23 protein-coding genes are annotated in these 23,518 nt (G+C 48.3%); 21 read left to right on the top strand and 2 right to left on the bottom strand.

Features of this window, described 5'->3' with window-relative positions:
* From iorA to B3D59_RS07615, 21 genes are all read left to right on the top strand, one after another.
* The coding region (iorA, locus tag B3D59_RS07520; protein ID WP_286818717.1) for an indolepyruvate ferredoxin oxidoreductase subunit alpha at nt 1–1,655 on the top strand (1,655 nt) is incomplete at its 5' end.
* 19 nt (nt 1,656–1,674) lie between these two features.
* The gene (locus tag B3D59_RS07525) at nt 1,675–2,274 is read left to right on the top strand and encodes an indolepyruvate oxidoreductase subunit beta (RefSeq protein WP_286818718.1); all 600 of its coding nucleotides are present in this window, start codon (nt 1,675–1,677) and stop codon (nt 2,272–2,274) included.
* A gap of 130 nt (nt 2,275–2,404) precedes the next feature.
* A complete protein-coding gene (gene aroQ / locus B3D59_RS07530; RefSeq protein ID WP_286818719.1) occupies nt 2,405–2,866 on the top strand; it encodes a type II 3-dehydroquinate dehydratase in 462 nt (153 codons plus the stop codon).
* Nucleotides 2,867–2,868: 2 nt separating this feature from the next.
* On the top strand, nt 2,869–3,681 hold the full coding sequence (locus B3D59_RS07535; RefSeq protein WP_286818720.1) for a TatD family hydrolase: 813 nt from the start codon (nt 2,869–2,871) through the stop codon (nt 3,679–3,681).
* Nucleotides 3,678–4,451, top strand: coding sequence for a tRNA threonylcarbamoyladenosine dehydratase (locus B3D59_RS07540; protein WP_286818721.1), 774 nt, complete (start codon nt 3,678–3,680; stop codon nt 4,449–4,451). The genes B3D59_RS07535 and B3D59_RS07540 overlap by 4 nt, the downstream gene beginning before the upstream one ends.
* A gap of 381 nt (nt 4,452–4,832) precedes the next feature.
* Entirely contained in the window at nt 4,833–5,714 is an 882-nt protein-coding gene (locus B3D59_RS07545; RefSeq protein ID WP_286818722.1) for a restriction endonuclease, read from the top strand.
* A gap of 91 nt (nt 5,715–5,805) precedes the next feature.
* Nucleotides 5,806–5,946 carry an MjaI family restriction endonuclease gene (locus B3D59_RS18450; RefSeq protein WP_414646522.1) on the top strand — a complete coding sequence of 47 codons (141 nt, stop codon included), beginning with the start codon at nt 5,806–5,808 and terminating at the stop codon, nt 5,944–5,946.
* Nucleotides 5,947–5,984: 38 nt separating this feature from the next.
* Nucleotides 5,985–6,254 (top strand): type II toxin-antitoxin system toxin DhiT, encoded by a 270-nt coding sequence (gene dhiT, locus B3D59_RS07550; RefSeq protein WP_286818723.1) that lies wholly within the window; start codon nt 5,985–5,987, stop codon nt 6,252–6,254.
* Between the two features lie 3 nt (nt 6,255–6,257).
* A complete protein-coding gene (locus B3D59_RS07555) occupies nt 6,258–6,521 on the top strand; it encodes a DUF2442 domain-containing protein (RefSeq protein WP_277001716.1) in 264 nt (87 codons plus the stop codon).
* Nucleotides 6,522–7,003: 482 nt separating this feature from the next.
* On the top strand, nt 7,004–8,686 hold the full coding sequence (locus tag B3D59_RS07560) for a type I restriction-modification system subunit M (protein ID WP_286818726.1): 1,683 nt from the start codon (nt 7,004–7,006) through the stop codon (nt 8,684–8,686).
* On the top strand, nt 8,679–9,092 hold the full coding sequence (locus B3D59_RS07565) for a nucleotidyltransferase substrate binding protein (RefSeq protein WP_286818727.1): 414 nt from the start codon (nt 8,679–8,681) through the stop codon (nt 9,090–9,092). Before B3D59_RS07560 ends, B3D59_RS07565 begins: the two co-directional genes overlap by 8 nt.
* An 8-nt stretch (nt 9,093–9,100) precedes the next feature.
* Complete coding sequence (locus tag B3D59_RS07570) at nt 9,101–10,723, top strand: restriction endonuclease subunit S (RefSeq protein ID WP_286818728.1); 1,623 nt, start codon at nt 9,101–9,103, stop codon at nt 10,721–10,723.
* A 6-nt stretch (nt 10,724–10,729) separates the two neighbouring features.
* Complete coding sequence (locus tag B3D59_RS07575) at nt 10,730–11,410, top strand: abortive infection family protein (protein ID WP_286818729.1); 681 nt, start codon at nt 10,730–10,732, stop codon at nt 11,408–11,410.
* Nucleotides 11,407–14,550, top strand: a complete 3,144-nt coding sequence (locus tag B3D59_RS07580) for a type I restriction endonuclease subunit R (protein ID WP_286818731.1) — start codon at nt 11,407–11,409, stop codon at nt 14,548–14,550. Before B3D59_RS07575 ends, B3D59_RS07580 begins: the two co-directional genes overlap by 4 nt.
* Before the next feature lie 793 nt (nt 14,551–15,343).
* Nucleotides 15,344–15,934: an IS607 family transposase gene (locus B3D59_RS07585; RefSeq protein WP_286818732.1), complete on the top strand. Its 591-nt coding sequence runs from the start codon at nt 15,344–15,346 to the stop codon at nt 15,932–15,934.
* A 70-nt stretch (nt 15,935–16,004) separates the two neighbouring features.
* Complete coding sequence (locus B3D59_RS07590) at nt 16,005–16,562, top strand: hypothetical protein (protein WP_286818733.1); 558 nt, start codon at nt 16,005–16,007, stop codon at nt 16,560–16,562.
* A gap of 355 nt (nt 16,563–16,917) precedes the next feature.
* Nucleotides 16,918–17,043, top strand: coding sequence for a hypothetical protein (locus tag B3D59_RS07595; RefSeq protein WP_286818734.1), 126 nt, complete (start codon nt 16,918–16,920; stop codon nt 17,041–17,043).
* A gap of 443 nt (nt 17,044–17,486) precedes the next feature.
* The gene (gene aqpZ, locus B3D59_RS07600) at nt 17,487–18,173 is read left to right on the top strand and encodes an aquaporin Z (protein ID WP_004073636.1); all 687 of its coding nucleotides are present in this window, start codon (nt 17,487–17,489) and stop codon (nt 18,171–18,173) included.
* Nucleotides 18,174–18,503: 330 nt separating this feature from the next.
* On the top strand, nt 18,504–18,806 hold the full coding sequence (locus tag B3D59_RS07605; RefSeq protein ID WP_286818735.1) for a hypothetical protein: 303 nt from the start codon (nt 18,504–18,506) through the stop codon (nt 18,804–18,806).
* A gap of 100 nt (nt 18,807–18,906) precedes the next feature.
* Nucleotides 18,907–19,446: a peroxiredoxin-like family protein gene (locus B3D59_RS07610; protein WP_286818736.1), complete on the top strand. Its 540-nt coding sequence runs from the start codon at nt 18,907–18,909 to the stop codon at nt 19,444–19,446.
* A gap of 94 nt (nt 19,447–19,540) precedes the next feature.
* Nucleotides 19,541–20,965, top strand: coding sequence for an SDR family NAD(P)-dependent oxidoreductase (locus B3D59_RS07615; protein ID WP_286818737.1), 1,425 nt, complete (start codon nt 19,541–19,543; stop codon nt 20,963–20,965).
* On the opposite strand, the gene B3D59_RS07620 is transcribed toward B3D59_RS07615, so the two are convergent.
* Both B3D59_RS07620 and B3D59_RS07625 read right to left on the bottom strand, forming a co-directional pair.
* The gene (locus B3D59_RS07620) at nt 20,954–22,915 is read right to left on the bottom strand and encodes a DUF1365 family protein (protein WP_286818738.1); all 1,962 of its coding nucleotides are present in this window, start codon (nt 22,913–22,915) and stop codon (nt 20,954–20,956) included. The two genes, B3D59_RS07615 and B3D59_RS07620, sit on opposite strands and share 12 nt — an antisense overlap.
* Nucleotides 22,912–23,518 (bottom strand): FAD-dependent oxidoreductase (locus B3D59_RS07625; protein ID WP_286818740.1); only part of this gene is annotated, 607 nt, incomplete at its 5' end. The genes B3D59_RS07625 and B3D59_RS07620, both read right to left, overlap by 4 nt.

Below are 23,518 nucleotides of genomic sequence, written 5' to 3' on the forward strand. Positions count from 1 at the left end.
AGAAGGTGGCCCTGGAGGTGGCGGCCGGCGCTGCCGCCTCGGGACTGCGGGTCCTGTGCGCCATGAAACATGTGGGGGTCAACGTCGCTGCCGACACCCTCATGACCCTGGCTTACAGCGGCGTCAAAGGGGGGCTGGTCCTGGTGTCGGCGGACGATCCCTCTCTATTCTCCAGCCAGAATGAGCAGGACAACCGCTACTATGCCAAGTTCGGCCATCTGCCCATGCTCGAACCCTCTTCCGTGGCCGAGGCCAAGGATATGATCAAAGAGGCTTTTGAGCTCTCCGAAACCCTTAAACAGCCGGTCATCCTGCGTACCACCACCCGGATCAACCACTCCAACGCCTTTGTGACCTTTGGCCAGATCAAGGAAAGAAAGACAAAAGGCCGGTTTGAAAGAGATCCCATGCGCTGCGTTACCGTACCCGCCGTAGCCCGGGGACTGCATGTCAAGCTTCTGGAGCGTATGGACAAGGCCGCTGATATGTCTGAAGCCTCGAAGTTCAATTTTGTTACGGGGCAGGGTGTCTGGGGAGTTGTGGCCAACGGGGTGAGCTACCATTATGCCCTGGATGCTGTAAAAGACCTTGGTGTCGAATCACAGGTCAAGATTCTTCGCCCCGGGTTTTCCAATCCCTTGCCCAAGGATAAGATTAAAGATTTTCTGGCCGGCTGTGAAAAGGTGCTTGTCATTGAAGAGGGTGAACCCTTCATGGAAGAGGCCGTCAAGGCCTTTGCCCAGGAGGCGGGGCTTGTCATCCCCATCCAGGGAAAGACAGATGGACTGTTTACACCCTTGGGGGAATTTCATCCCGCCATGGTCCGGGAGAAGATTGCGGCCTTTTTCGGCATAGACTATACCCCGGCCCCGAAGATTGATACCTCAGATGTGCCGGAAATTGCCAACCGTCCCCCCAATCTGTGCTCTGGATGCTCCCATAGGGCCACCTTCTACGCCATTAAAAAGGCTGCCCAGGGGATGGACGTTATTCACCCCAGTGATATCGGCTGCTATACGTTGGGTTTTATGCCGCCGTTGTCCGTTGGGGATTTTGTGATCTGCATGGGCGGATCGGTGAGTACCTCATGCGGTTTCAGCAAGGCCACGGACCAGAAGGTGGTCAGCGTGATCGGCGACTCCACCTTTTTCCATTCAGGGATTACAGGCCTTGTCAATGCCGTGTTCAACCGCCACAATTTCACTTTGGTGATCCTTGAAAACGGTATTACCGCCATGACCGGCCATCAGCCCCACCCGGGTGTGGATATGGAGCTGATGGGCATGTCCGGATACGGCCGGGTGAATATTGAAACCCTGGTCAAAGCCCTGGGTGTGGAACATGTTTCCGTGATCAAGCCATTTAAAGTGAAAAAGAGCATTGAAACCCTTAAAGAGGCCATGGCCTTTGAGGGTGTCTCCGTTGTCATCTCCAAAGAGCCCTGTATCCTCTGGGCAAAGAGCATTAAACTGAAAAAGCCCAGACCCTTCGAGGTAACCGATAAATGTACGGATCACAAGGCGTGCATCAATGGGATCGCCTGTCCCTCCTTCTACATTGAAGCGGGCCGGGTGAAAATTGATGCCGATACCTGTGTGGGCTGTGCTCTGTGCGCCCAGATCTGTCCTGAAAACGCCATCCGCCCATTGAAATAGACAAGGAGACAAGTTCGATATGAAAACATTAAGAATGATCATCGTTGCAGTCGGCGGACAGGGCAATCTTCTGGCATCCAAGGTCCTGGGCGAAGCCGCCCTTATTGAAGGGGTGGAGGTGAGAATGAGCGAGATCCACGGCATGGCCCAGCGCGGCGGCGTGGTGGAATCCTCCATTATTTTCGGCGATGCCTCCTCCTCCATTATTTCCGACGGGGAAGCCGACATCCTGCTGGGATTTGAACCGGCTGAAACCCTGCGCGCCATTGGCCGGTGCTCTGCCAATACACGAGTGATTACCAATACCGCCACCCTGCCGCCCTTTACCGTGGCTATCGGCAAAGGGGTTTATCCTGAAGTGGACGAAATCAAACGGGTGCTCAAGGAGAAGACAGCCGGCCTTGTGGCCATAGACGCCATGGCACTGGCCAAAAAAGCCGGTTCCCCGATGAGCGTCAATATTGTGCTGTTGGGTGCCTTGATCCAGACCGGCGCCCTGGGATTTTCCAAGGAAAACGTCAAGGAAGCGATCAGGCGCAGGATTAAACCGGCGCTTGTGGAGATGAACCTTCATGCCTTTGATCTGGGATTTGAGGCTGCCGCTGCCGCCACTATATGACTGAAAACCGTTGTTGAAAAGCTCACACAAAGACACTAAGGCACAAAGGCACAAAGGTTTTATTTTATAGACCTTTGTGCCTTTGAGGCTTTGTGTGAGAATAAATTTAGAATTGCTGGAGGAGGAAACGATGAATACTCAGTCGCAGAAAACACCCGGTATCATTCATGTCATCAATGGTCCCAATTTGAACATGCTGGGGAAAAGGGAACCTGATATTTACGGGTCGCTTACCCTTGATCAGATCAACGGGGAACTCAAGGCGCGTGCAGATGAATTGGGGCTTTGCCTGGATTTTTTTCAGTCCAATCACGAAGGCGCAATTCTGGATTATATTCATGCCACGTTTGAACAGGGCCCTGCCGGTGTGATTATCAATCCGGGTGCCCTGACCCATACATCCGTGGCCCTGCGCGATGCGCTATCCATGCTGTCATGCCCCATTGTGGAGGTGCATCTGTCCAACATCCATAAACGCGAAACCTTCCGCCACACCTCCATGATTGCCGGTATTGCCACGGGCCAGCTCACCGGATTCGGCCATTATGGTTATTCTATGGCCCTTGATTTTCTCCACGCCCTGGCCTGCTGAGCATGACCGGGTTCATTGATGTTCATACGCATCTCCATGATCCACGGATAATTGACAACGTTCCGGATATTGTTCTGCGGGCGCAAGACGCCGGGGTGGAAAAAATAGCCACCTGTGCCACCATGGAAGAAAATTTTGGGATTACAGCCCAATTGTCGGAAAAATTTTCCTGTGTGGTGCCCTGTCTGGGGATTCATCCCTGGTTCCTTGATACTTTGCGCCCGGACTGGGCACGGAATCTGGGTCAATGGCTGGAAAAAATACCCGCCGGGGTAGGGGAGACCGGGCTTGATTTCATGGACAAGAGCGCGGACCGGGATCTGCAGGTTCATGTGTTCAAAACCCATCTGACCCTGGCCTGTGAGCTCAACCGACCCATTAACATCCATGTCCGCAAAGCCTGGGACGCAATAGTGAAAATTTTGAAACACCATGGACCGGTGACTGCCGGCGGTGTCATTCACTCCTATTCCGGGTCTGCCGACCTTGTTCCGGTCCTTGAGAAATTTAATCTTCATGTCTCCTTTTCCGGATCCGTCACCCGGACCAATGCCAAAAAGGTGGTTCAGGCTTTAGGGGCGGTCAGTTTGGACCGAATCGTATTCGAGACCGACACCCCGGATATTGTGCCCCAGTTTATTCTGGATGCCCATCCCGGGGAAGCACCGTTAAATGAGCCGGCCAATGTACCAAAGATTGTCAGGGTGGCGGCGGAACGAAGGGGCATCGCATTTGAAACCCTGGCCCGGCATGGATATGAAAACAGCCTGAATCTCTTTGGGCCTGTTTTAAACCCAAAGGCAAAAATCAGATGACCCTGGATTCAAGCCTGATCAGCCCTTTTGCCCGGCTTGAGCAACTGCTGGGAACGGCGGCGGTTGATCGGCTTAAGCATTCCCGGGTGGCCGTATTCGGGCTGGGTGCTGTGGGCTCTTTTGTGGTGGAGGCTCTGGCACGGTCCGGCATCGGCTATTTACGGCTTGTGGATTTTGACCGGCTGGACGCCTCAAATATCAACCGGCAGATTTATGCCCTGCACTCTACCCTGGGGCTGGAAAAAGCGGCCGTGGCGAGGGCCCGGGTCCTGGACATCAATCCTGATTGTGAGGTGGATCTGCACACCTCTTTTGTCAATGCCGACAGCCTGTCCCAGTTTTTAAGCCCGGACCTGGACATGGTGGTGGATGCCATTGACGGACTCAACGCAAAGGTCAGTCTGATCTTTGGGGCAAAAGAGATGGGGCTTAATCTCGTATCCTCCATGGGAGCTGCAGGCAGAATCGATGTCTCCATGATCCGGACAGGAGATCTTTTTGACACCGAAGTGTGTCCCCTGGCCCGGATGGTGCGAAGACGGCTGCGCCGCAGGGGGCTTTCAAGCGGCGTGCCCTGTGTCTATTCCATTGAGCCCCCACTGAACAAGGAACCCTTTGAGGATAAAGACGCCGTGGATCTCCTGGAGCAGGATCATGTGGAAGGCGGTCATGGCCGCCCAAGGCCGCCCATCGGATCTGCCGCCTGGGTGCCGGGGTGTTTCGGATTGACCCTCGCAGGGCTTGTGGCAAAGACCCTTATCGCTGAATAGCGCACTTCATATTTTACAGGTCTATGAAGTGGATTTTCAATTTGATTTGAGGCGGACTTATACCTTGTTGTGCAGGCTCGTCCCGGTATGCGCGCCTTATACTCGATTCCTGTACGTCATCCCGTACCTTCGCGGTATCTTGCCTCAGCAAGGCGGCTTCCTCCCGAAGCATCGTCACCGATACCCCGTTGCACTACCGCTACGCCCTTCGCCTCCATCTGGCTGGGTCTAAGACTTGCCAAATGTTTGGAAATTCATTACATTTGACTCACTTTTAAGAACATGTGCCGTGCCCGGCACACACAAGGCTAATTCAGCCGACGCAAAAAGCCGCGCGGTTGATTAGCAACGTTATACATCTACAAATAAGGTGGAAATTCAATGAAACGTAATAGCCAGATGCCGAAATATCATGAACTCATGAATCCACTTCTTAAAGCTCTTCATGAATTAGGTGGCTCTGGTTCTATTGAAGAAATCGCACAAAAAGTTTCAGAATTGTCAGGCCTACCAGAAGACGTATTGAATATTCCACATAACCCGGAAAAAAGCAGTCAAACTGAAATTGAATATCGTCTGGCATGGGCACGCACCTATCTGAAAAAATATGGCTTATTGGAAAATTCAGATAGAGGTATATGGCTAATTGTTCCAGAAAAACGCGATGTAAAATCGATTGACCCTCAAGTTGTTGTAAAAACAGTACGAGACGGACACAAAAAACAGAAAGAAGCCATCGAAAAGGAAAAATTACCTGAAGAAGATGCAGAAACTGATATTGAAATTCCAGATGAAGCTGAGTCTTGGCGTAGTACCCTCCATCATGTCCTCATACATGAAATATCTCCAGATGCTTTTGAAAGATTGGCCAAAAGAATTTTAAGGGAATCTGGTTTTGTACAAGTTGAAGTAACTGGTCGTTCTGGGGATGGTGGAATCGACGGTAAAGGCATAATGCGATTAAGTGGCTTGCTAAGTTTTCACGTAATTTTTCAGTGCAAGAAATATAAGGGCACTGTTACTGCCTCAGACATTCGTGACTTCAGAGGCGCAATGATAGGGCGAGCTGATAAAGGCCTGTTTATCACAACAGGCACTTTTACTCGTGATGCTATTCGAGAGGCTACAAGAGATGGTGCTCCACCAATCGATCTCGTAGATGGGGACCAACTCGCTGACAAGCTAAAGGAATTGGGCCTCGGAATAAGAAAAGAAATGGTTGAAAAAATTTCAGTTGATACGGAGTGGTTCAAATCAATATAGGATGTATAAGAAGAAAATTAACTCGGATGCAAATTCGTTGCGCTCCATTTGCACCGGTTATTTGCAACGATAGGCTCGCATTGATGGATATATTGGATTAAGAAAAGTCTCCATAAAACCTATTACTTATAAAACAAAGAATATGCTACATGAAGAAATCGGCATAGATATAATTTTTTATGATAAGAAAAAAGATGGTATAAACATAGAATCTGGATTCAAACGTAAATAAGAAGAGATTCGGGAATATAAAATAGAAGGATAGCTCATATGCCAACCATTTCAATGTTTTATGGAATATTAATTTACATGTATTATTTTGACAATAAAGAGCATAAAGCGCCGCATATCCATGCAAATTATGCTGAGTATGATGCAGTCATTTCAATACCAGACGGTGAAGTCTTAAAAGGTGAAATGCCAAATAAGAAACTTAAACTGATACAAGCCTGGGTTGAGATCCATCAAGAAGAATTAATGGCTAATTGGAAACTAGCAGTTGAAGGTCAGCAACCTTATAAAATAGAACCGTTGAGGTGAAAAATGCTAAAGGTAAAAAGTGTATTTGCAAAAAATGATTATACGCTATTTGTTGAATTGTCTGACGGGCGAACGGGAATATTTGATGTTAAACCCTATCTTGAGAAAGGTGTATTTAAAGAATTAAAAGATAAAAATTATTTTAAACAAGTAAAACCTTTCTTTTGCGGTATCACATGGCCAAACGAACAAGACTTAAGTGCAGACACAATTGCTTATGAATTAAAACAACTGAAATCACATAACAAATCAGTCAACCGGACCTGAAAAAGCTCCGTTTCACTACCCGTTTCACAACCTGGAATATAAAATCTTTTTGCACGCGGCATTTTTATTTAGGGCGTATATTCACTTTTTTGTTAAAATCATGATTTTACTTCCCAAAAAGGGGCTCTAAGATCAAAATAGGATATATCTTTTATAAAATCAACCATGATTACAATTCATTACATGAGCCCGACCCACTACCGCCCCCGACCCACTACCGCCCCCACTACCGACACACCGCTACACCCTTCGCCTCCATCAGGCTGGGTCTAAGACTTGCCAAATGTTTGGAAATCCATTACATTTGACTCACTTTTAAGAACACATGCCGTGCCCGGCACACCACCAGGTGCTTGACCGGACACCGCACATCGATCAATCAAACTGCGTTTGCCTGATCGGCGCACGGCGCCGGTCAGCACCGCGATTATCGACCATTGGCTGGTAGACAGTTAATCAAGAACCAAGAGGAAATAAGACCCATGCCGGACAAGGAACAGAAGTTTCTCAATGCCCTGGATAAGAAGCTGTGGAACGCGGCGGACAAACTGCGCTCCACCCTGGATGCTTCTCAGTATAAGCACGCGGTGCTGGGGCTGTTGTTTGTCAAATATGTCTCGGATTCGTTTGGCATCCGGCGGCTGGAGCTGACCGAGCAGTTCAAGGACCCGGAGCATGACTATTTTCTTGATCCCGAAGAGTATGACTCTGACGATGAATATCAGGCCGAGATTGCTGATGAGCTGGAGATTCGGGACTATTACACCGAGAAGAATGTTTTCTGGGTGCCGCAGCTGGCCCGTTGGCAGACCCTGCGCGACAATGCCACCCTGGCGCCCGGCACAGAGATCGAGATCGTAAACGGCAAGAAACACATTTACACCTTCCGCAGTGTGGGGCGGCTGATTGACGATGCCCTGGATGCCATCGAGAAGGACAACCCCAAGCTGAAAGGGGTGCTGAATAAATCATACGGACGGTTGCAGATCGACCAGTCCAAGCTCATTGAGCTGATCAACCTGCTCTCCGAGATTCCCTTTGCCCATGAGTCCTTACAGGCCAAGGACATCCTCGGCCATGTCTATGAATATTTTCTCGGCCAGTTCGCCCTGGCCGAAGGCAAGAAGGGTGGCCAGTTCTACACCCCCAAATCCATAGTCTCGCTCATTGTCGAGATGCTGCAACCCTTCCAGGGGCGGGTCTATGATCCGGCCATGGGGTCCGGCGGCTTTTTTGTCCAGAGTGAGAATTTTATCAAGGAGCATGGCGGCAGGCTCGGCAATGTCTCCATCTACGGCCAAGAGTACAACCACACGACCTGGCAGCTGGCGGCCATGAACATGGTGATCCGGGGGTTGGACTTCAACTTCGGCAAGGAACCGGCCAACACCTTTACCAACGACCAGCACCCGGACCTGCGGGCCGACTACATCATGGCCAATCCGCCCTTTAATATGAAGGAGTGGGATATCGGGGTCAACGATGCTGATCCGCGCTGGCAGTATGGCAAGCCCCCCAGCGGTAACGCCAACTTTGCCTGGCTTCAGCACATGCTCTACCATCTCGCCCCCAACGGTTCCATGGGGCTGCTGCTGGCCAACGGCTCCATGAGTTCCAACACCAACAACGAGGGCGCCATCCGCCGTGCCCTGGTGGAAAACGACTTGGTGGAGTGCATGGTGGCCCTGCCCGGTCAGCTCTTCACCAATACCCAGATTCCGGCCTGTATCTGGTTTTTGACCCGCAACAAGAAAGAGCGCAAGGGTTTCCGGGACCGCTCTGGTGAGGTGCTGTTTATCGACGTCCGCAACCTGGGCTATATGAGGGATCGGGTTCTACGGGATTTCAAGAAGGAGGACATTGAGCTGATTGCCGGAACCTTTCATGCCTGGCGGAAGGGTGAAGGATATGAGGACGAGGCCGGTTTTTGTATGTCCGCCAAATTGGACGAGATAGTCAAGCATGACCATGTGCTCACCCCTGGCCGCTATGTGGGAGCGGCGGAAGAGGAGGACGACGGCGAACCCTTTGCCGACAAGATGGCCCGGTTGACTGCCCAGCTCTCCGAGCAGTTTGCCGAGAGCGCCCGGCTGGAAGAGCAGATTAAAGAGAACCTGGCGGGGTTGGGGTTCACCATAATGAAAGCAGGAGTGGAGAATGAGTAATGCGGATGAGATCCGCTGGCAGCAGCGGCTGGAGAACTTTGGTAAGGCTATGGCCCAACTTGAGGCGGCCTGTAGCAAGGACAAATTAACCGATCTTGAGCGGGCCGGGTTGGTACAGATGTTTGAGTTTTCTTTTGAACTTGCCTGGAAGGCGCTTAAGGATCTGCTTTTTTATGAAGGCTATAATGCCAAAAGCCCCCGTGCGACGATCCGGACAAGTTTTGAGCAGGAATATATCAGTGAAGATGACTGTGAGGTCTTTCTGGACGCTTTAGACAAGCGCAATATTCTGAGCCATACGTATCAGGAGGAAAAGGCCCTTGAGGCTGAAAGCCTGATTCGGGAACAGTATTATCCGCTGCTTCGCCGAATTTACCAAACACTGGAACAAAAACGATCATCATGAATGATGGGTTGAAAGATAAACATCGCAAAGCGATTTTCGACATCCTTACCGCCAATCCGAGAGTGGAACGGGTGGTGCTCTTCGGCTCCCGGGCCATGGGTACCTTCACCACTACATCGGATGTGGATCTGGCCCTGTTTGGAGATGAATTGACCCTGACCGACCAAGCACGGTTGGCGGCTGCAATTGACAAGCTTCCCATGGCGCAGCAAGTTGATCTGTTGCTTTATAAAAGCATTGATAACGACAAATTAAAGCAACATATCAAAAAGCATGGGAAGGAGTGGTTTCGGAGAGGTCGGGTTATGAGTGCTGATTGGCCACTTGTAGAGTTATCAGAGTTGGTCAAAGATCTAACCGTTGGGTTTGTAGGCTCTATGACACAGGAATACGTTGAAAAAGGGGTTCCCTTTTTTCGCTCGAAGAACATAAAACCTTATGACTTAGAGTGGGCCGACATTAAATATGTTTCCCGGCAATTTCATGAAAAATTAAAGAAGTCGTCCTTAGCACCTGGCGATGTTGTAATCGTCAGAACAGGGACTCCTGGTACAGCTTGTGTTATTCCTGAGTCGGTAGAAGAGGCTAACTGTTCAGATGTTGTTATTGCGAGAGTCAATGACAAGAAGCTAAGTGCTTATTACCTGAGTTATTTTATGAACTCAGTAGCTGTGCACCAAGTTAGTTCACATTTGGTAGGTGCTGTTCAGCAGCACTTCAACGTTGGTTCTGCAAAAAAAATCAAGATTCCTCTTCCTTCAAGGGATGAGCAAGAAGAGATTGTTACTGTTCTAAAAACACTGGACGACAAGCTAAAACTCAACCGTCAAATCAACCAGACCCTGGAGGAGATGGCCCAGGCCATTTTCAAATCCTGGTTTGTGGATTTCGAGCCGGTCAAGGCCAAGATCGAGGCCAAGGTGAGCGGCCAGGACCCGCAACGCGCCGCCATGTGCGCCATCAGCGGTAAAACCGCCGCCGAACTCGACCAGCTCCCCCCTGACCAGCTTAACCAACTCCGCAACACCGCCGCCCTCTTCCCCGACGAACTCACCGACTCCGAACTGGGCTTGATCCCCAAGGGGTGGGACTACATGCAGTTTGGAGATGTCGTTGAAATTTTTGACTCAAAACGAGTACCTCTATCAAAGGGGCAGCGGGAAGCAAGGAAAGGTCCTTACCCATATTACGGGGCAGCTTCCGTCATGGACTACGTTGACGATTATCTTTTTGATGGCACCTATGTGCTCATGGCAGAAGACGGTTCTGTAATTGACGGTAACGGGTATCCGACTATTCAGTATGTCTGGGGTAAGTTCTGGGTCAACAATCATGCTCATATCTTGAAAGGAGCAAACGGCGTGTCAGATGAAAATATTTTATTGTATCTCAAAAGCACTGTCGTTGCCCCTTATGTTACAGGTGCTGTGCAGCTCAAGATCAACCAGAAAAACATGAAAATGATCCCCTTCCTGAAGGCTTCTGAAGCACTTCATCAATCTTTCGGTAATGCCATCAAGCCGTTATTTGAAGGTATCAAAAATGGGATAAACGAGAATCTCTCCTTGACCGAACTGAGGGATGTTTTGCTGCCAAGACTTCTTTCAGGAAGTCTTGAGATCAAAGGATAGTAACCAATGTCTGATAAATTTTTCAGTCAGATATGGGATGTCATTGATAGGTCGGGCGATAAATTTCGTATCAGGCTTACCACCAGTGCAGCAGAGGCAGCCTACTCTTGCAAGGAATCCGGCCTGATGATTGGGCACTGCAAGGCTATCATTGAGAGTTTCTGCAAATCTTTGCTTGATGAAAAAGTAATCGAGTATCCAGATAATTGTAAGATTAAATGGCTTGCCAAAAGGGCGGTTCAGGCTCTTGATGTTGCCCAAGGAGTGGAAAATGAGAAGAAAGCAAGAGATGCCTTTAAAGGGTTAATCACCAGCTTTGCAAACAATCTTGAGGTTGCAGCACAGGGCATCGGGGAACTGAGGAATGACTTTTGCCCCTTGGCCCATGGACGGTCAAATATCCATAAACCACTTGATATGCACTATGCGGAGTTTGTTGGCCGCCAGACAGATTCCATTGTGAGTTTTATATTCGAGCTGTTGAACAATCATCGCGTACTGGAACCTGCGGTTGCCTTTCAGGACAACCCGGAGTTCAACGATTATCTCAACGATGAATTTGAGGCGGCCGAAATATATGGCGACTCCTATTTACCAGCCGAAATTTTATATAACCTCAAACCCGATAAATACAAGGACGCGCTCAAGGAATATCAGGCGGATGATTCAGGGGAACAAGAAACATGATTTCAGAAGCATTGATTGAAAAAAGTTGTTTAGCCTGGTTTGAGCAGAGTGGCTATGCAGTCGCCTTTGGCCCGGATATCGCCCATGACGGTGAAACTCCGGAACGGATTGACTACCGCCAGGTGGTGCTGGCTGGCCGTTTGCTCTCAGCCATGCAGAAGATCAATCCCCATATCCCATTGACAGTACTGGAAGAGGCGGCCCTTAACGTCAGCAAGCCGGAATCACCGGTGCTGATCCACAACAACCGTCTCTTTCACCGGCTGCTGCTGGAAGGGGTGCCGGTGGAGTACAGCGACGGCGACGACACCCTATCCGACCATGCCCAGGTGATCGACTTCAATAATTTCCGCAACAATCAGTTTCTGGTGGTGAACCAGTTTACCATCCAGGGCACCAGGATGAACCGCAGGCCCGATGTGGTAGTGTTTGTCAACGGCCTGCCCATCGCGGTGATCGAGCTGAAGAACCCGAGCAACGAGCAGACCGATGTCTGGGACGCCTTCAACCAGTTGCAGACTTACAAGGAGGAGATCAGCGACCTCTTTGTCTTCAATGAGGCCCTGGTGGTGAGCGACGGCTGGACGGCCCGGATCGGTTCTCTGACCGCCAACAAAGAGCGGTTCATGCCCTGGCGGACATTGAAAAACGAGAATGACAAGCCGCTCCTGGAGTATGAGCTGGAAAAGGTGGTGAAGGGCTTTTTCGACCCGGGACTGCTGCTGGATTATATCCGCTATTTTGTCATTTTTGACCAGGAAGGCGATACCGTTATCAAAAAGATCGCCGGATACCATCAGTTTCATGCGGTGCGGGAGGCGGTGCGGGTGACGGTGATCGCTTCCCGGCAGACCGAAGGCTTGCAGATTGCCGAACCTCGGGCAACCTATGGCCGGGAGGTGGTGCCAGGATCGCGCAAGGCCGGGGTGGTCTGGCATACGCAGGGGTCGGGCAAAAGTATCTCCATGTGCTGCTATGCCGGAAAACTCCTGCAGCAACCGGAAATGAACAATCCGACCATTGTGGTGGTGACGGATCGCAACGACCTGGACGGTCAGCTGTTCAATACCTTCAAAAATGCGCGGGAACTGCTGAGGCAGACCCCGGTGCAGGCAGGCAGTCGGGATGAGTTGCGGGAGATGCTGGCAGCCCGGCAGGCGGGCGGCATTATCTTTACCACGGTGCAGAAGTTTTCTCTGTTGAATGGTGAAGAGAACCACCCGGTTTTAAGCAATCGCCAAAATATCGTGGTGATCAGCGACGAGGCCCACCGCAGTCAGTATGGTTTGAAGGCGCGGCTCGACACCAAGACCGGCAAATATATCTATGGTTTTGCCAAACACATGCGGGATGCCATCCCCAATGCCTCGTTCATCGGCTTTACCGGCACCCCCATTTCCATGGAAGACAAGGACACCCGTGCCGTGTTCGGTGATTATGTCTCTATCTACGACATTCAGGACGCGGTGGACGACGGGGCCACTGTGCCGATCTATTATGAATCCCGGCTGGCCAAGCTCGACATCAACCGTGATGTGATTGAAGAGCTGAACGAAGAGATGGAAGAGGTCATCGAGGATGAGGAGGACATTGCCTCACGGGAACGAACCAAGAGCAAATGGGCGGCGCTGGAAAAACTGGTGGGGTCGGAACCGCGCCTGAAAGAGGTGGCCGAGGATCTGGTGGTCCATTTCGAGGTTAGGTCCGAGGTGATCCCCGGCAAGGGGATGATCGTCTGCATGAGCCGGGAAATCTGCGTGCACCTCTATAATGCCATTACCGCTCTGCGGCCTGCCTGGCATGATCCTGATCCAGAGAAAGGCGCCATTAAAATCATCATGACCGGTTCCGCCTCGGACCGCGAACTTTTGCGGCCCCATGTTTACAGCCAACAGGTCAAGAAGCGGATTGAGAAGCGGTTCAAGGACGCAGACGACCCGCTGCAACTGGTGATCGTCCGCGATATGTGGCTGACCGGCTTTGACGCGCCCTGCTGCCACACCATGTATGTTGACAAGCCCATGCGGGGCCATAACCTGATGCAGGCCATTGCCCGGGTGAACCGGGTGTTTAAGGACAAGCCAGGCGGCCTGGTGGTGGATTATATCGGCATCGGCAATGAGCTGAAACAGGCACTGAAAGATTATACCGATTCCAAGGGCAAGGGTGCGCCGACCCTGCTGGCCGAAGATGCGTATGCCTTGCTGCTTGAGAAGCTGGAGGTGGTGGGGGCCATGATGCATGGGTTTGATTACAGCGACTATGAGACCAATGCCGTTATGCTGCTGCCCATGGTCGCCAATCATATCCTGGGGCTGGACGATGGCAAGAAACGATTTCTTGATGCCATGGCGGCCATCACCAAGGCGTTTTCCCTGTGCAGCACCCTGGATGAGGCGGCACCGCTCAGAAAAGAGATTGCCTTCTTCTCAGCGATCAAGGCGGCAATCATCAAACACACCACGGTTGATAAGAAACGGACCGAAGAGGTTAAGAACTCTGTCCTCAAACAGATTCTTGATAACGCGGTCATCGCTGGAGGGGTGGCCGATATTTTTGAGCTGGCCGGGTTGGATAAGCCGAATATTAGCCTGCTGTCCGATGAGTTTCTGGAGGATGTGCGGCGGATGCCGAGCAGGAACTTGGCGGTTGAACTGCTGGAAAAACTGCTGCGGGATGCAATCAAGGCCCGGACCCGGAACAATGTGGTCCAGGAGTTGAAGTACGGCGAACGACTGCTGGAAACCTTGCGAAAATATAACAATCGGGCCATTGAGACCGCCCAGGTCATCGAAGAGCTGATCCAGATGGCCAAGGATTTCCAGGCGGCCATGAAGCGGGATGAAGAGCTTGGTCTATCACCTGATGAGATAGCCTTTTATGATGCCCTGGCGAACAATGAAAGCGCCCTGCGGGAGCTGGGCGACGAAATTCTCAAGAAGATTGCCCATGAGCTGACCGAGAAACTGCGGGCCAGCACCACGGTTGACTGGCAGGTGCGGGACAGTGTACGGGCCAAGATGCGCAATATGATCAGGCGGTTGTTGAAGAAATACAAGTATCCGCCGGATATGCAGGCTGAGGCTATTGAGTTGGTACTCAAGCAGGCTGAAGCCTTGTCGTATGCCTGGACGGTTTGAGAGCAGAAAGACGGACTGTCACAGTTTTTGCTTTTCCATGTCCGTCTTGTCTTGCCAGCGGGCCTATTGTATGCGGCTTCCGTATACTCGATTCCTGTCCGTCATCCCGTACCTTCGCGCTACCTTGCCTCAGCAAGGCGGCTTCCTCCCGAAGCACCGTCACCGGTACCTCGTTGCACTACCGCTACGCCCTTCGCCTCCATCTGGCTGGATCTAAGACTTGCCAAATGTTTGGAAATCCATTACATTTGACTCACTTTTAAGAACTCGTGCCGTGCTCGGCACGCACAACGTGCTGCAATCGACCCGGAGGGCTATCGGCTTTTCGAAAGCCCTTGGTTTTCGAAAAAATTTGGCTTCGACAACCTGCTCGCCTATATGCCCCGGTCCGCTGAGCTCCCCGATAAGCTCGCCCGCTGGGCGGACGAGATTGCAAGGTGAAAGTCCCTGTCGGGTGAAATCCAGTACTGGGTTTCAGTAAGGGTTCGCCACCCAACCCTATCGAGCCTTGGACCCATGGCGGAGATATTTCGGCTATTGTAAGTTAGGACGTCAAGAAGATTTGGGTGGAAACGAGCTACGCCCGGGAAATCCCGAATATCAGCGTAGATGATCTCACCCAACTGAACGAACAATAAAAAGCGTATCGAACAAGATGGGTGAAGCGTAGGCAGAGAATCCTGCAGGCCGCAGGGGGAGACCGTGATCCCTGAAGTGCTGATACAGCTTCGAAATAGCAACTTGTGGACGTCGAGGCTTGACAGATAGTATTCAAAAAGCTACATGATTCTTAATGAAAATAAAAAAGCTCACGCCTAAAGAAGCAGCGGAATATTTTTCCGTTCATGTTCATACGTTAAGGCAATGGGACAAGTCCGGAAAGATTAAAACTGAAAGAACTGCCGGTGGAGACCGGCGGTATATGATAGAAGTCAAAGATGAATTTGATATTTGTTACTGCCGTGTTTCTTCATACAAACAAAAAGATGATCTTGAAAGACAAGTCAAATTCATGCAGGAGAAGTTTCCAAATGCTGAAACCGTTACAGACATCGCAAGTGGACTCAATTTCAAAAGGCAGGGACTTAAAGCTATTCTGGAACGAGCGATTCAGGGAGATAGCATCAACCTTTATGTTGCCCATAAAGACCGATTGTGCCGTTTCGGATTCGATCTCATTGAATGGATTATCAAGCGGTCTGCCGGAAAAATCGTGGTTCTCGACCAGACTGTTCTGTCACCAGATGCCGAACTTACACGAGACCTGCTTCACATCCTGCATGTCTTTTCCTGTCGAATGCACGGACTTCGAAACTATCGTAAGCAGCTTAATCACGCTCTCTGCGACGGTGGATCAAAAAAAAATATTCAAAAAATGGACTGATGTGTCCAGATGGGTGTTCAACTGCACAATTGATTTTGTTCGATCCTGTATCGGGTTTGCTCGCCATTGGATGGAAATTAAAAAAGATGCCATTATACTCAAAAGTAATGGAATTTATCCGAAGGTCTCTGGGAAAGGATTGAAGTTCCATGAATCCTTACCTGAATTTCCTATGGATAGCAGGTTGTATAGATTGTTGTTGCACTTGGATCAACTCTATTCCAAAAGGGCCAAAGCCAACACAAGAAATAAAAAGTCCCTGACCAAAGCTATCCCTCGCCTGTCTGCCAAAATTAAAAACTTAATAGACGAGCTGCATTGGAAAACCGCAAGGTTTTTATGTGAAAATTTTTCCGTTATTTTGATGGCGACCTACGAAATCAAACAGATGGTTGAAGAAAATAACAGGAAAATAAGAACCAAAACCGTGCGTTCCATGCTGGGCTTTAGCAATTTTAAATTCAAGCAGCGTTTAAAATGGATAGCAAAAAAGCTCGGGAAAACGGTGCTTGATGTTTGCGAAGCCTACACAAGCAAGACACATCCACAAACAGGCCAAGTAAAAAATATCGGTTCTGCAAAGTGGATAAAACTGCAAAACAGGTCTATGCTGACAGAGATTTGGTAGGAGCGCATAATATTCTGGTTAAATTTTTAACCGAAGATTATGCTTTGGGAGAGACCCCCGCTATTTAGAAAATAGCGCAAGGGATGGCTTTCTATAACAAAAAATGTATTGCTGGAGTAATACGAGCAAAACGCACTGCGCAGAACAGCAACTGGACCTTGAAACGGGTAACTGTGAAGGTTCGCGCGGAAGCGAGTCTAACCGAAGAACCGGATGCGGGAAAACCGCACGTCCGGGACTGTGCGGGGGGCGCCGGGTGGCCGACGTTCCTGCCGCGAGATGTGTTTTCATACTCTGTCTGATTATGATGGAAATGAAATAAATATATTTAACTGACTGAAAAAAGGAGAATCTCATGGCTAAAGGAAGAGATGCACAAAAAACAGTTAAGAAAAAAGCAGAAAAAACGTTGAAAGAAAAGCGTAATGAAAAAAAAGAGAAGAAATCCGAAAGGATAAGATCTGACTCTTTAATCAAATGAATTTTGAAAGTGATAATCAGAAAACAGCAACATTTTTATATTGCTATCTGAAATTTATTTGTAAATTCCTGATTATTCAATTTGGCAAACGTATTGCGAAAGAATGTAACTTTTTGAATTTGGGAAACCTGGGGACATCTATGATAAGTTTTGTTTAAACCCTTTCATGGCACGAATGGCAAGGGCAGTGGCTCCAGGTTTTCCCCATCACATTTATATGAAAGTTATGAGTAGTGAGTAGTGAGATTTAAAACAAGCTGTTTTCTCAATACTCAATACTCAGATCTTTCATTGTTTGTTGTGTCCGTCAGGACATGGTCGTTATACAAAGGGGTGATTTTTTTTCTTCTGATATTAAGGAATCTGAAATCGAATTGTTCTGAAAGCATTAACGGACCGGTCGGTCGTTGGGCATCATAATAAACAAGAAAAAGGAGAAATGTATGAACAAGTATGGCGCGGAGTTTTTTGGAACATTCTGGTTGGTTCTCGGCGGCTGCGGTAGCGCCGTTTTAGCGGCTGCTTTTCCAAATGTTGGTATCGGGCTGCTTGGTGTATCACTGGCATTTGGCCTTACCGTTCTTACGATGGCCTTCGCCATCGGACACATATCAGGCTGTCATCTGAATCCAGCGGTTTCGTTTGGTCTGTGGGCCGGCGGACGTTTCCCGGCAAAAGAGCTACCGCCCTACATTATTGCGCAGGTCTTGGGCGGTATAGCAGCGGGTGGTGTTCTATATCTGATTGCCAGTGGTAAGGCGGGGTTTGACCTTTCCGCGGGGTTTGCTTCAAACGGCTACGGCGCCCATTCACCTGGTGGGTATAGTTTGTCGGCTGCCCTGATCACTGAAGTGGTTATGACGATGATGTTTCTTGTTGTCATTCTGGGTGCCACTGACAAACGGGCGCCACAAGGTTTCGCACCTATTTCAATTGGCTTGTGCCTGACTCTCATCCATTTAATTAGTATCCCGGTAACAAATACTTCCGTAAATCCTGCGCGCAGCACTGGTGTTGCTCTCTTCGTAGGCGATTGGGCGATTGCACAGCTTTGGCTGTTCTGGGTGGCCCCGATCATTGGCGGTATGCTTGGTGCTGTAATCTATCGTTTTATCGGCAGTGAGAAATAATTGACATCGTTCATTGTTTGCTGTGTCTGTCAGGAGATGGTCGTTATTCGGAACATTCGGCACTATCGTTGAAAGGGCCTGGAGAGATTTTGACACGGGCTGGGTAGAGGTTGAACCGTTAACGTCGGCGGTTAAAAAATATAGGGTTGCAATTATCTGTGAATTTTGTATAATAAATAATCATATAACTTTATGAGATTTTCGTCAGTTGTTGACTGGATATTCGAAACCTCTTCTGATTTGTTATGGTACGACGATTTTCTCAGTCTTTATACAGGTTATATGACTCTGGACGCATCATTTCATTAATCTAAATTGAGAGGAGAAATCATGGACGTTAAAGACTATTGTCAAGCAATGTTGGCTGAAGTGACTGCTTGGAAAAAGAAATTAGAAGCGATGAAAAAGACTGCAGATAGTTATCATTCTGCAGAAAAAGAAAGAATTTTGCCACTCATAGGACAGCTTGAACAAGAGGTAATGACTGCTCAGGCTCGCGTTGATCAATTGGAAAATGAATGCCCGTCAGATTGGTCTCCGATGAAAAATGAACTGGATGAGTTATTCGGAACAGTGGGCAGCAGCGTTAACAGGGCCTGGATGGATCTTGAAGGTGGTAACGTCGGCGGTTGAAAAATCTCATAATTTTTAGTCTTAAATACACGTTAAAGGCCTCAGTTCTCAAAAATTGAGGCCTTTTGTTATTTTACGGTTTCAAGGGGGGGGGGTAAAAATGGCATATGAAAATGTTTCAACTGAACTTCTTGGTGAACTGACTATTCTAAACGAGCGCAGAGAACAGGTGAAAATATCAACGCTGTGGCGTGAAAAAACAGCGGCTTTAGTGTTTGTCAGACATTTTGGATGAGTCTTCTGCCGTCAGCAGGTTGCTGATCTTGCCCATAACGCAGAGCGATTCAGTGAACACAAGGCGAATCTTGTCATAATCGGGTCGGGTGATCCTGTTCACTTCACGGAATTTCGGGAAAAAACAGGATATCGCGGATTACTTTTTTCCGATCCGTCACTCAACGCTTTTTCAGCTTTAGGGTTTTCAAACGGCCTGAAGGGATTTGTGAGTATAGGATCTGTATTTAAGGCTGCGTCGGCATTCAAGCAAGGCCATCGGCAGGGTTCGATTCAGGGAAGCACATTTCAGCTTGGTGGCGGGATTGTCATAGATACGTCAGGCGCGGTACGCTATTTTTTTTCATCTAAAAAAGCCGGAGATCACCCAAAGGTTGATGATTTGTTACTGGCACTTGGGGAATAACCGTCTTTGAGTTCCCGAGGATAAGTGAATCATTTAAAATAAAGTTTATTTCATAGGTGAAAATTAAGAGGATATTTAAAAATTAGGGGGCCTGATGATAAGATTAAAAGAGTCCATTCTCGTTGAAAGATCCTTAAATTATGTCTTTGAATATACCAGCGATTTCAGCCATATTCAGGCCTGGGACCCAGGGGTGGTTTCTTCGGTCAGGGTTGATCAGAAAAAAATAGGCGTTGGCTCACAATATGATCTTGTTTTGAAGTTTGGCCCCTTTCGTCCGAAAATGAAATATGAAATTATTGAGTATGTCCCTTTTTCCAGGATTGTATTGAAAGGGGTGGGTGAGTCCTTCACGGCAATGGATACTATTGTTTTTACAAAAACAGCCATTGGAACACAAATCGATTACCAGGCAGATATCCGCTTTCATCGGTTTGGTAACCTTATTGAGAAACTTCTGTTTCCGGTCATGAAAAAAACAGGTGAAAAAGCCATGGCAGGCCTTGAACAGAAACTTGCCGGAAGCCGAGGTCTGCCCAATAAAGCGATGTGGTTTAAATCAGGGAGCGGCCTGCCTGATTATCTTGCAGATCATTTAATTATTCCCGGAATGATCCTGTTCAGCCGATTTGGCTATGCCTTGGGCAAAAGATTCTGGTCAGAACCAAAGGGGGTGCTATACGGAAAAAAGATCGTATTGACAGGCGGCACCTCCGGAATTGGAAAGGCGGCCGCTTTTAAACTCGCAGAAAAAAAAGCCTTTTTAACCATTATCGCAAGGAACCGTGTAAAGGCTGAACAGGTTCGTCACGAAATTGTTGAAAAGACCGGTAACCCGCATATTGATGTTTTGATTGCAGACTTAAGCCTGATGCACGAGATCATGGATGTCTCAGAAGCCCTTAAGGCTTCTAAAAAGAACATTGATATCCTCATCAACAATGCCGGTGCATTGTTTAATGAGCGTAAAAACACCCCGGAAGGATTGGAGAAGACGTTTGCGACGGATCTTCTGGGGGTATTCCTGTTGACACAATATTTAAAGGATGCCCTTGCCGCATCGGAATCTCCAAGAATTATCAATGTATCATCCGGCGGCATGTATACCCAGAAAATTGAGGTAAACGATCTTGAAAACAGCCAGGGGCAGTATAACGGGGCCAAAGCCTATGCCCGTGCGAAAAGGGGTGTCGTCATTTTGACTCAAATCTGGGCCGAGCAGTTTAAAACACATGGAATACGGGTAAATGCCATGCATCCCGGGTGGGTGGATACCCCGGGTATTGAACGGTCCCTGCCTGGATTTCATGAACGGGTGAAAAGAATTTTAAGAACGCCGGAACAAGGTGCCGATACCATTGTCTGGCTGGCAACTTCAAAACGGGCGGGGCAATATAAAGGGTTGTTCTGGTTGGACAGGCGTCCCCATGAAACCATCATCTTTCCCGGGACCTGTGAATCAGCACAGGAAAGGCAGACTCTCTGGGAAAAATTAAACGCTTTTGCGTCAAAGGGTTAAGCTGACCTGGATATCGTCAATGCCACCAACGGTAAACCCTGCTTCACAGATAGAAAAATAATAGATCCATTTTCTGAAGAATATCTCGTCAAAGCCCAATCTGACGATATTCTCTTTATTTGACAGGAAGCGATCCCGCCAGTGCGACAGGGTTACGGCATAGTCGGCGCCCATATGATGAACATTTGATATATGAAAATCGGTATGTTCTGATATGGTCTCTTTAAGAATTTTCAGGCATGGCAGATGACCGCCCGGAAAAATATGTTTTTGAATCCAGTCCCTTTCTTTGCAATAGTTCTTATATCGTTTATCTTCAATTATGATGGACTGAAAGAGCATCCTGCCGCCGGGTTTTAGAAGGGCTTGCCCACGCTTGAAATATGTGGATAAAAACTGTGGTCCCACAGCCTCGACCATTTCTATGGAGACAATCCGGTCAAATTTGCCTGTTATATGGCGGTAGTCCTGAAGCTTGATGGTGACCCGGTCCCCAAGCCCTTCATCAATTACGCGTTGGCATGCCCTGTCATACTGGGCTTTGGAAATTGTAATGCCGGTCACATGACAACCGGTTTTTTGGGCGGCAAACACCGCAAAACCACCCCACCCGCATCCGATTTCAAGAATATGATGGGTCTCCCGGATATCCGCTTGGGTCAAAATACGCATCATTTTCTGCTCCTGGGATTTTTCCAGGGAATCGTCCGGTTGTTCGAAAATGCCGCATGAATACATCATCTGATTATCCAGGAAAAGTTCATAAAAGGCATTGCTCAAATCATAGTGGGCCCGGATGTTTTCCGGGGTATTTTTTATGGAATTTATGCGCCCGTCATGGGCGGTTTTTTCCTTTATCCGGGTGAAAAACGAAAGCAGCAGGTTGCCGTCTGAAAAATGATCACGGTTTTGAATTAAGATCTTTAACAATTTCAAAAGGTCCGAAGTATCCCATTCAGAATGCATATAAGCTTCACCGAATCCGATCTCACCATCCAAAATGACTCTTGGGAAAAAATTGTAGTCCTCTATTTTCATGATCACAGGATGGGAATCTTCGGGATGGCCGAAACTAATCATTTCCTGATTCGGCATCTTAATCTTAAAGCCGCCGATGGTGATTTTTCTCAGTGCCTTGAAAACAAGTTTTTGACAGAGGGTTTCAAAGATACCCGGGTTTTGTTTTTTCATTGTCATGGGGCTTTGGGGAATGGGTTTATCATTAAAGCTTAACTTTTTCCTGAAAAACAGCTTAAATGCATGGGCATATATTCTGGGAATACTTAAGTGGGGAGCAAAAGGATATTCCATTATTGTTTTTAAATGATTGACAGGGGTCATAGGAACCCCGGTACCCTTAAACTCTGCGGTCATTATTTTTTTGTTATTATTGAACAACTCAATTTTAATTTCCAATTGATCTTTGGGATCTGAGAAATAAAAGTGGTAAATACCTTCGACTTTGTTGAATGGGGAGACGTGGAATACTTTGGGGGTTTGAAATGTTGCAATCCACTTGCCTGCCCTCGGCGTGGCGGCTTTAAGCACATAGGGATGACGCTCCCCGTAGGTATTGTTGACTTCAGCAACGATTGCCGCAAGTGTATGATCGTCAGTATAGCAGTAATAAAAACTGACCGGGTTAAACACATAATTAAAATACCGGGCGGATGTGATCATGATAATATTGGAAACAGACTGTTTGATCTGGTGCCGGCGGAGCAATTCAGATAGTTTTTCTTCGATCGGAAGATTGCCGGGCTCAAGGTAATCCCTGTCATGGATGGATGTAACAGCCAATTTGTTGTACCCAAAAAGGGGATATCGTCGATTCAGACCGGAAAATTCGTCAAGATCAAAGGCATACATGTACACAGGGTAGGACAGATCATGGTCCACAGGCCAGTAGCGACGATGTTTTATTTTTCCTGTAAAAATTTTAGAATTCATAAGGTCACCCCGAATTTTTTCCCAACACGTAATGCAGACTTAACCCCATCTTCATGAAATCCAAACCCGAAATATGCCCCGCAGAAAAAAGTGTTATTTTTTCCGTTTAAGGTTGGCAATTTGTCCTGGGACCTAAATGCTTCAAAAGAATATTGAGGATGGGTGTAATTGATTTCTTTGATTACATGGGATTGGGGGATCTGGTTTTGTGGATTCAGGGTTACAAAATATCGCTGCCGTGTTTTCAGTCTCTGCAGGTGGGTCATGTCATAGCTTACCGTTACCGGGGCATCGGGTTTGGATTTTTTGTGACGTGTATAATTCCAGCTGGCCAAGGCCCTTTTGCTCGGAGGCATGACGCTTGTATCCGTATGCAGGAAGGTTTTATTTTTTGAATAAGACCAGGCCCCTAAAAGTTCTTTTTCCCTGGCACTTGGGGTTTCAAGCAGCTTTAAGGCCTGATCTGCATGGGTGGCGACCACAACGACATCAAAATCCTGGGGGCTGTCATTTTTAAAATCCAGGGTAATGCCGTCCGGTTTACGGGATATTCGACTCACGGCGCTGTTTTTAACGGCCCTGCCTTTGAATGATTCCAGGAAG

This window comes from Desulfobacter sp. UBA2225 (assembly GCF_002348205.1).
Classification (GTDB): Bacteria; Desulfobacterota; Desulfobacteria; order Desulfobacterales; family Desulfobacteraceae; genus Desulfobacter; species Desulfobacter postgatei.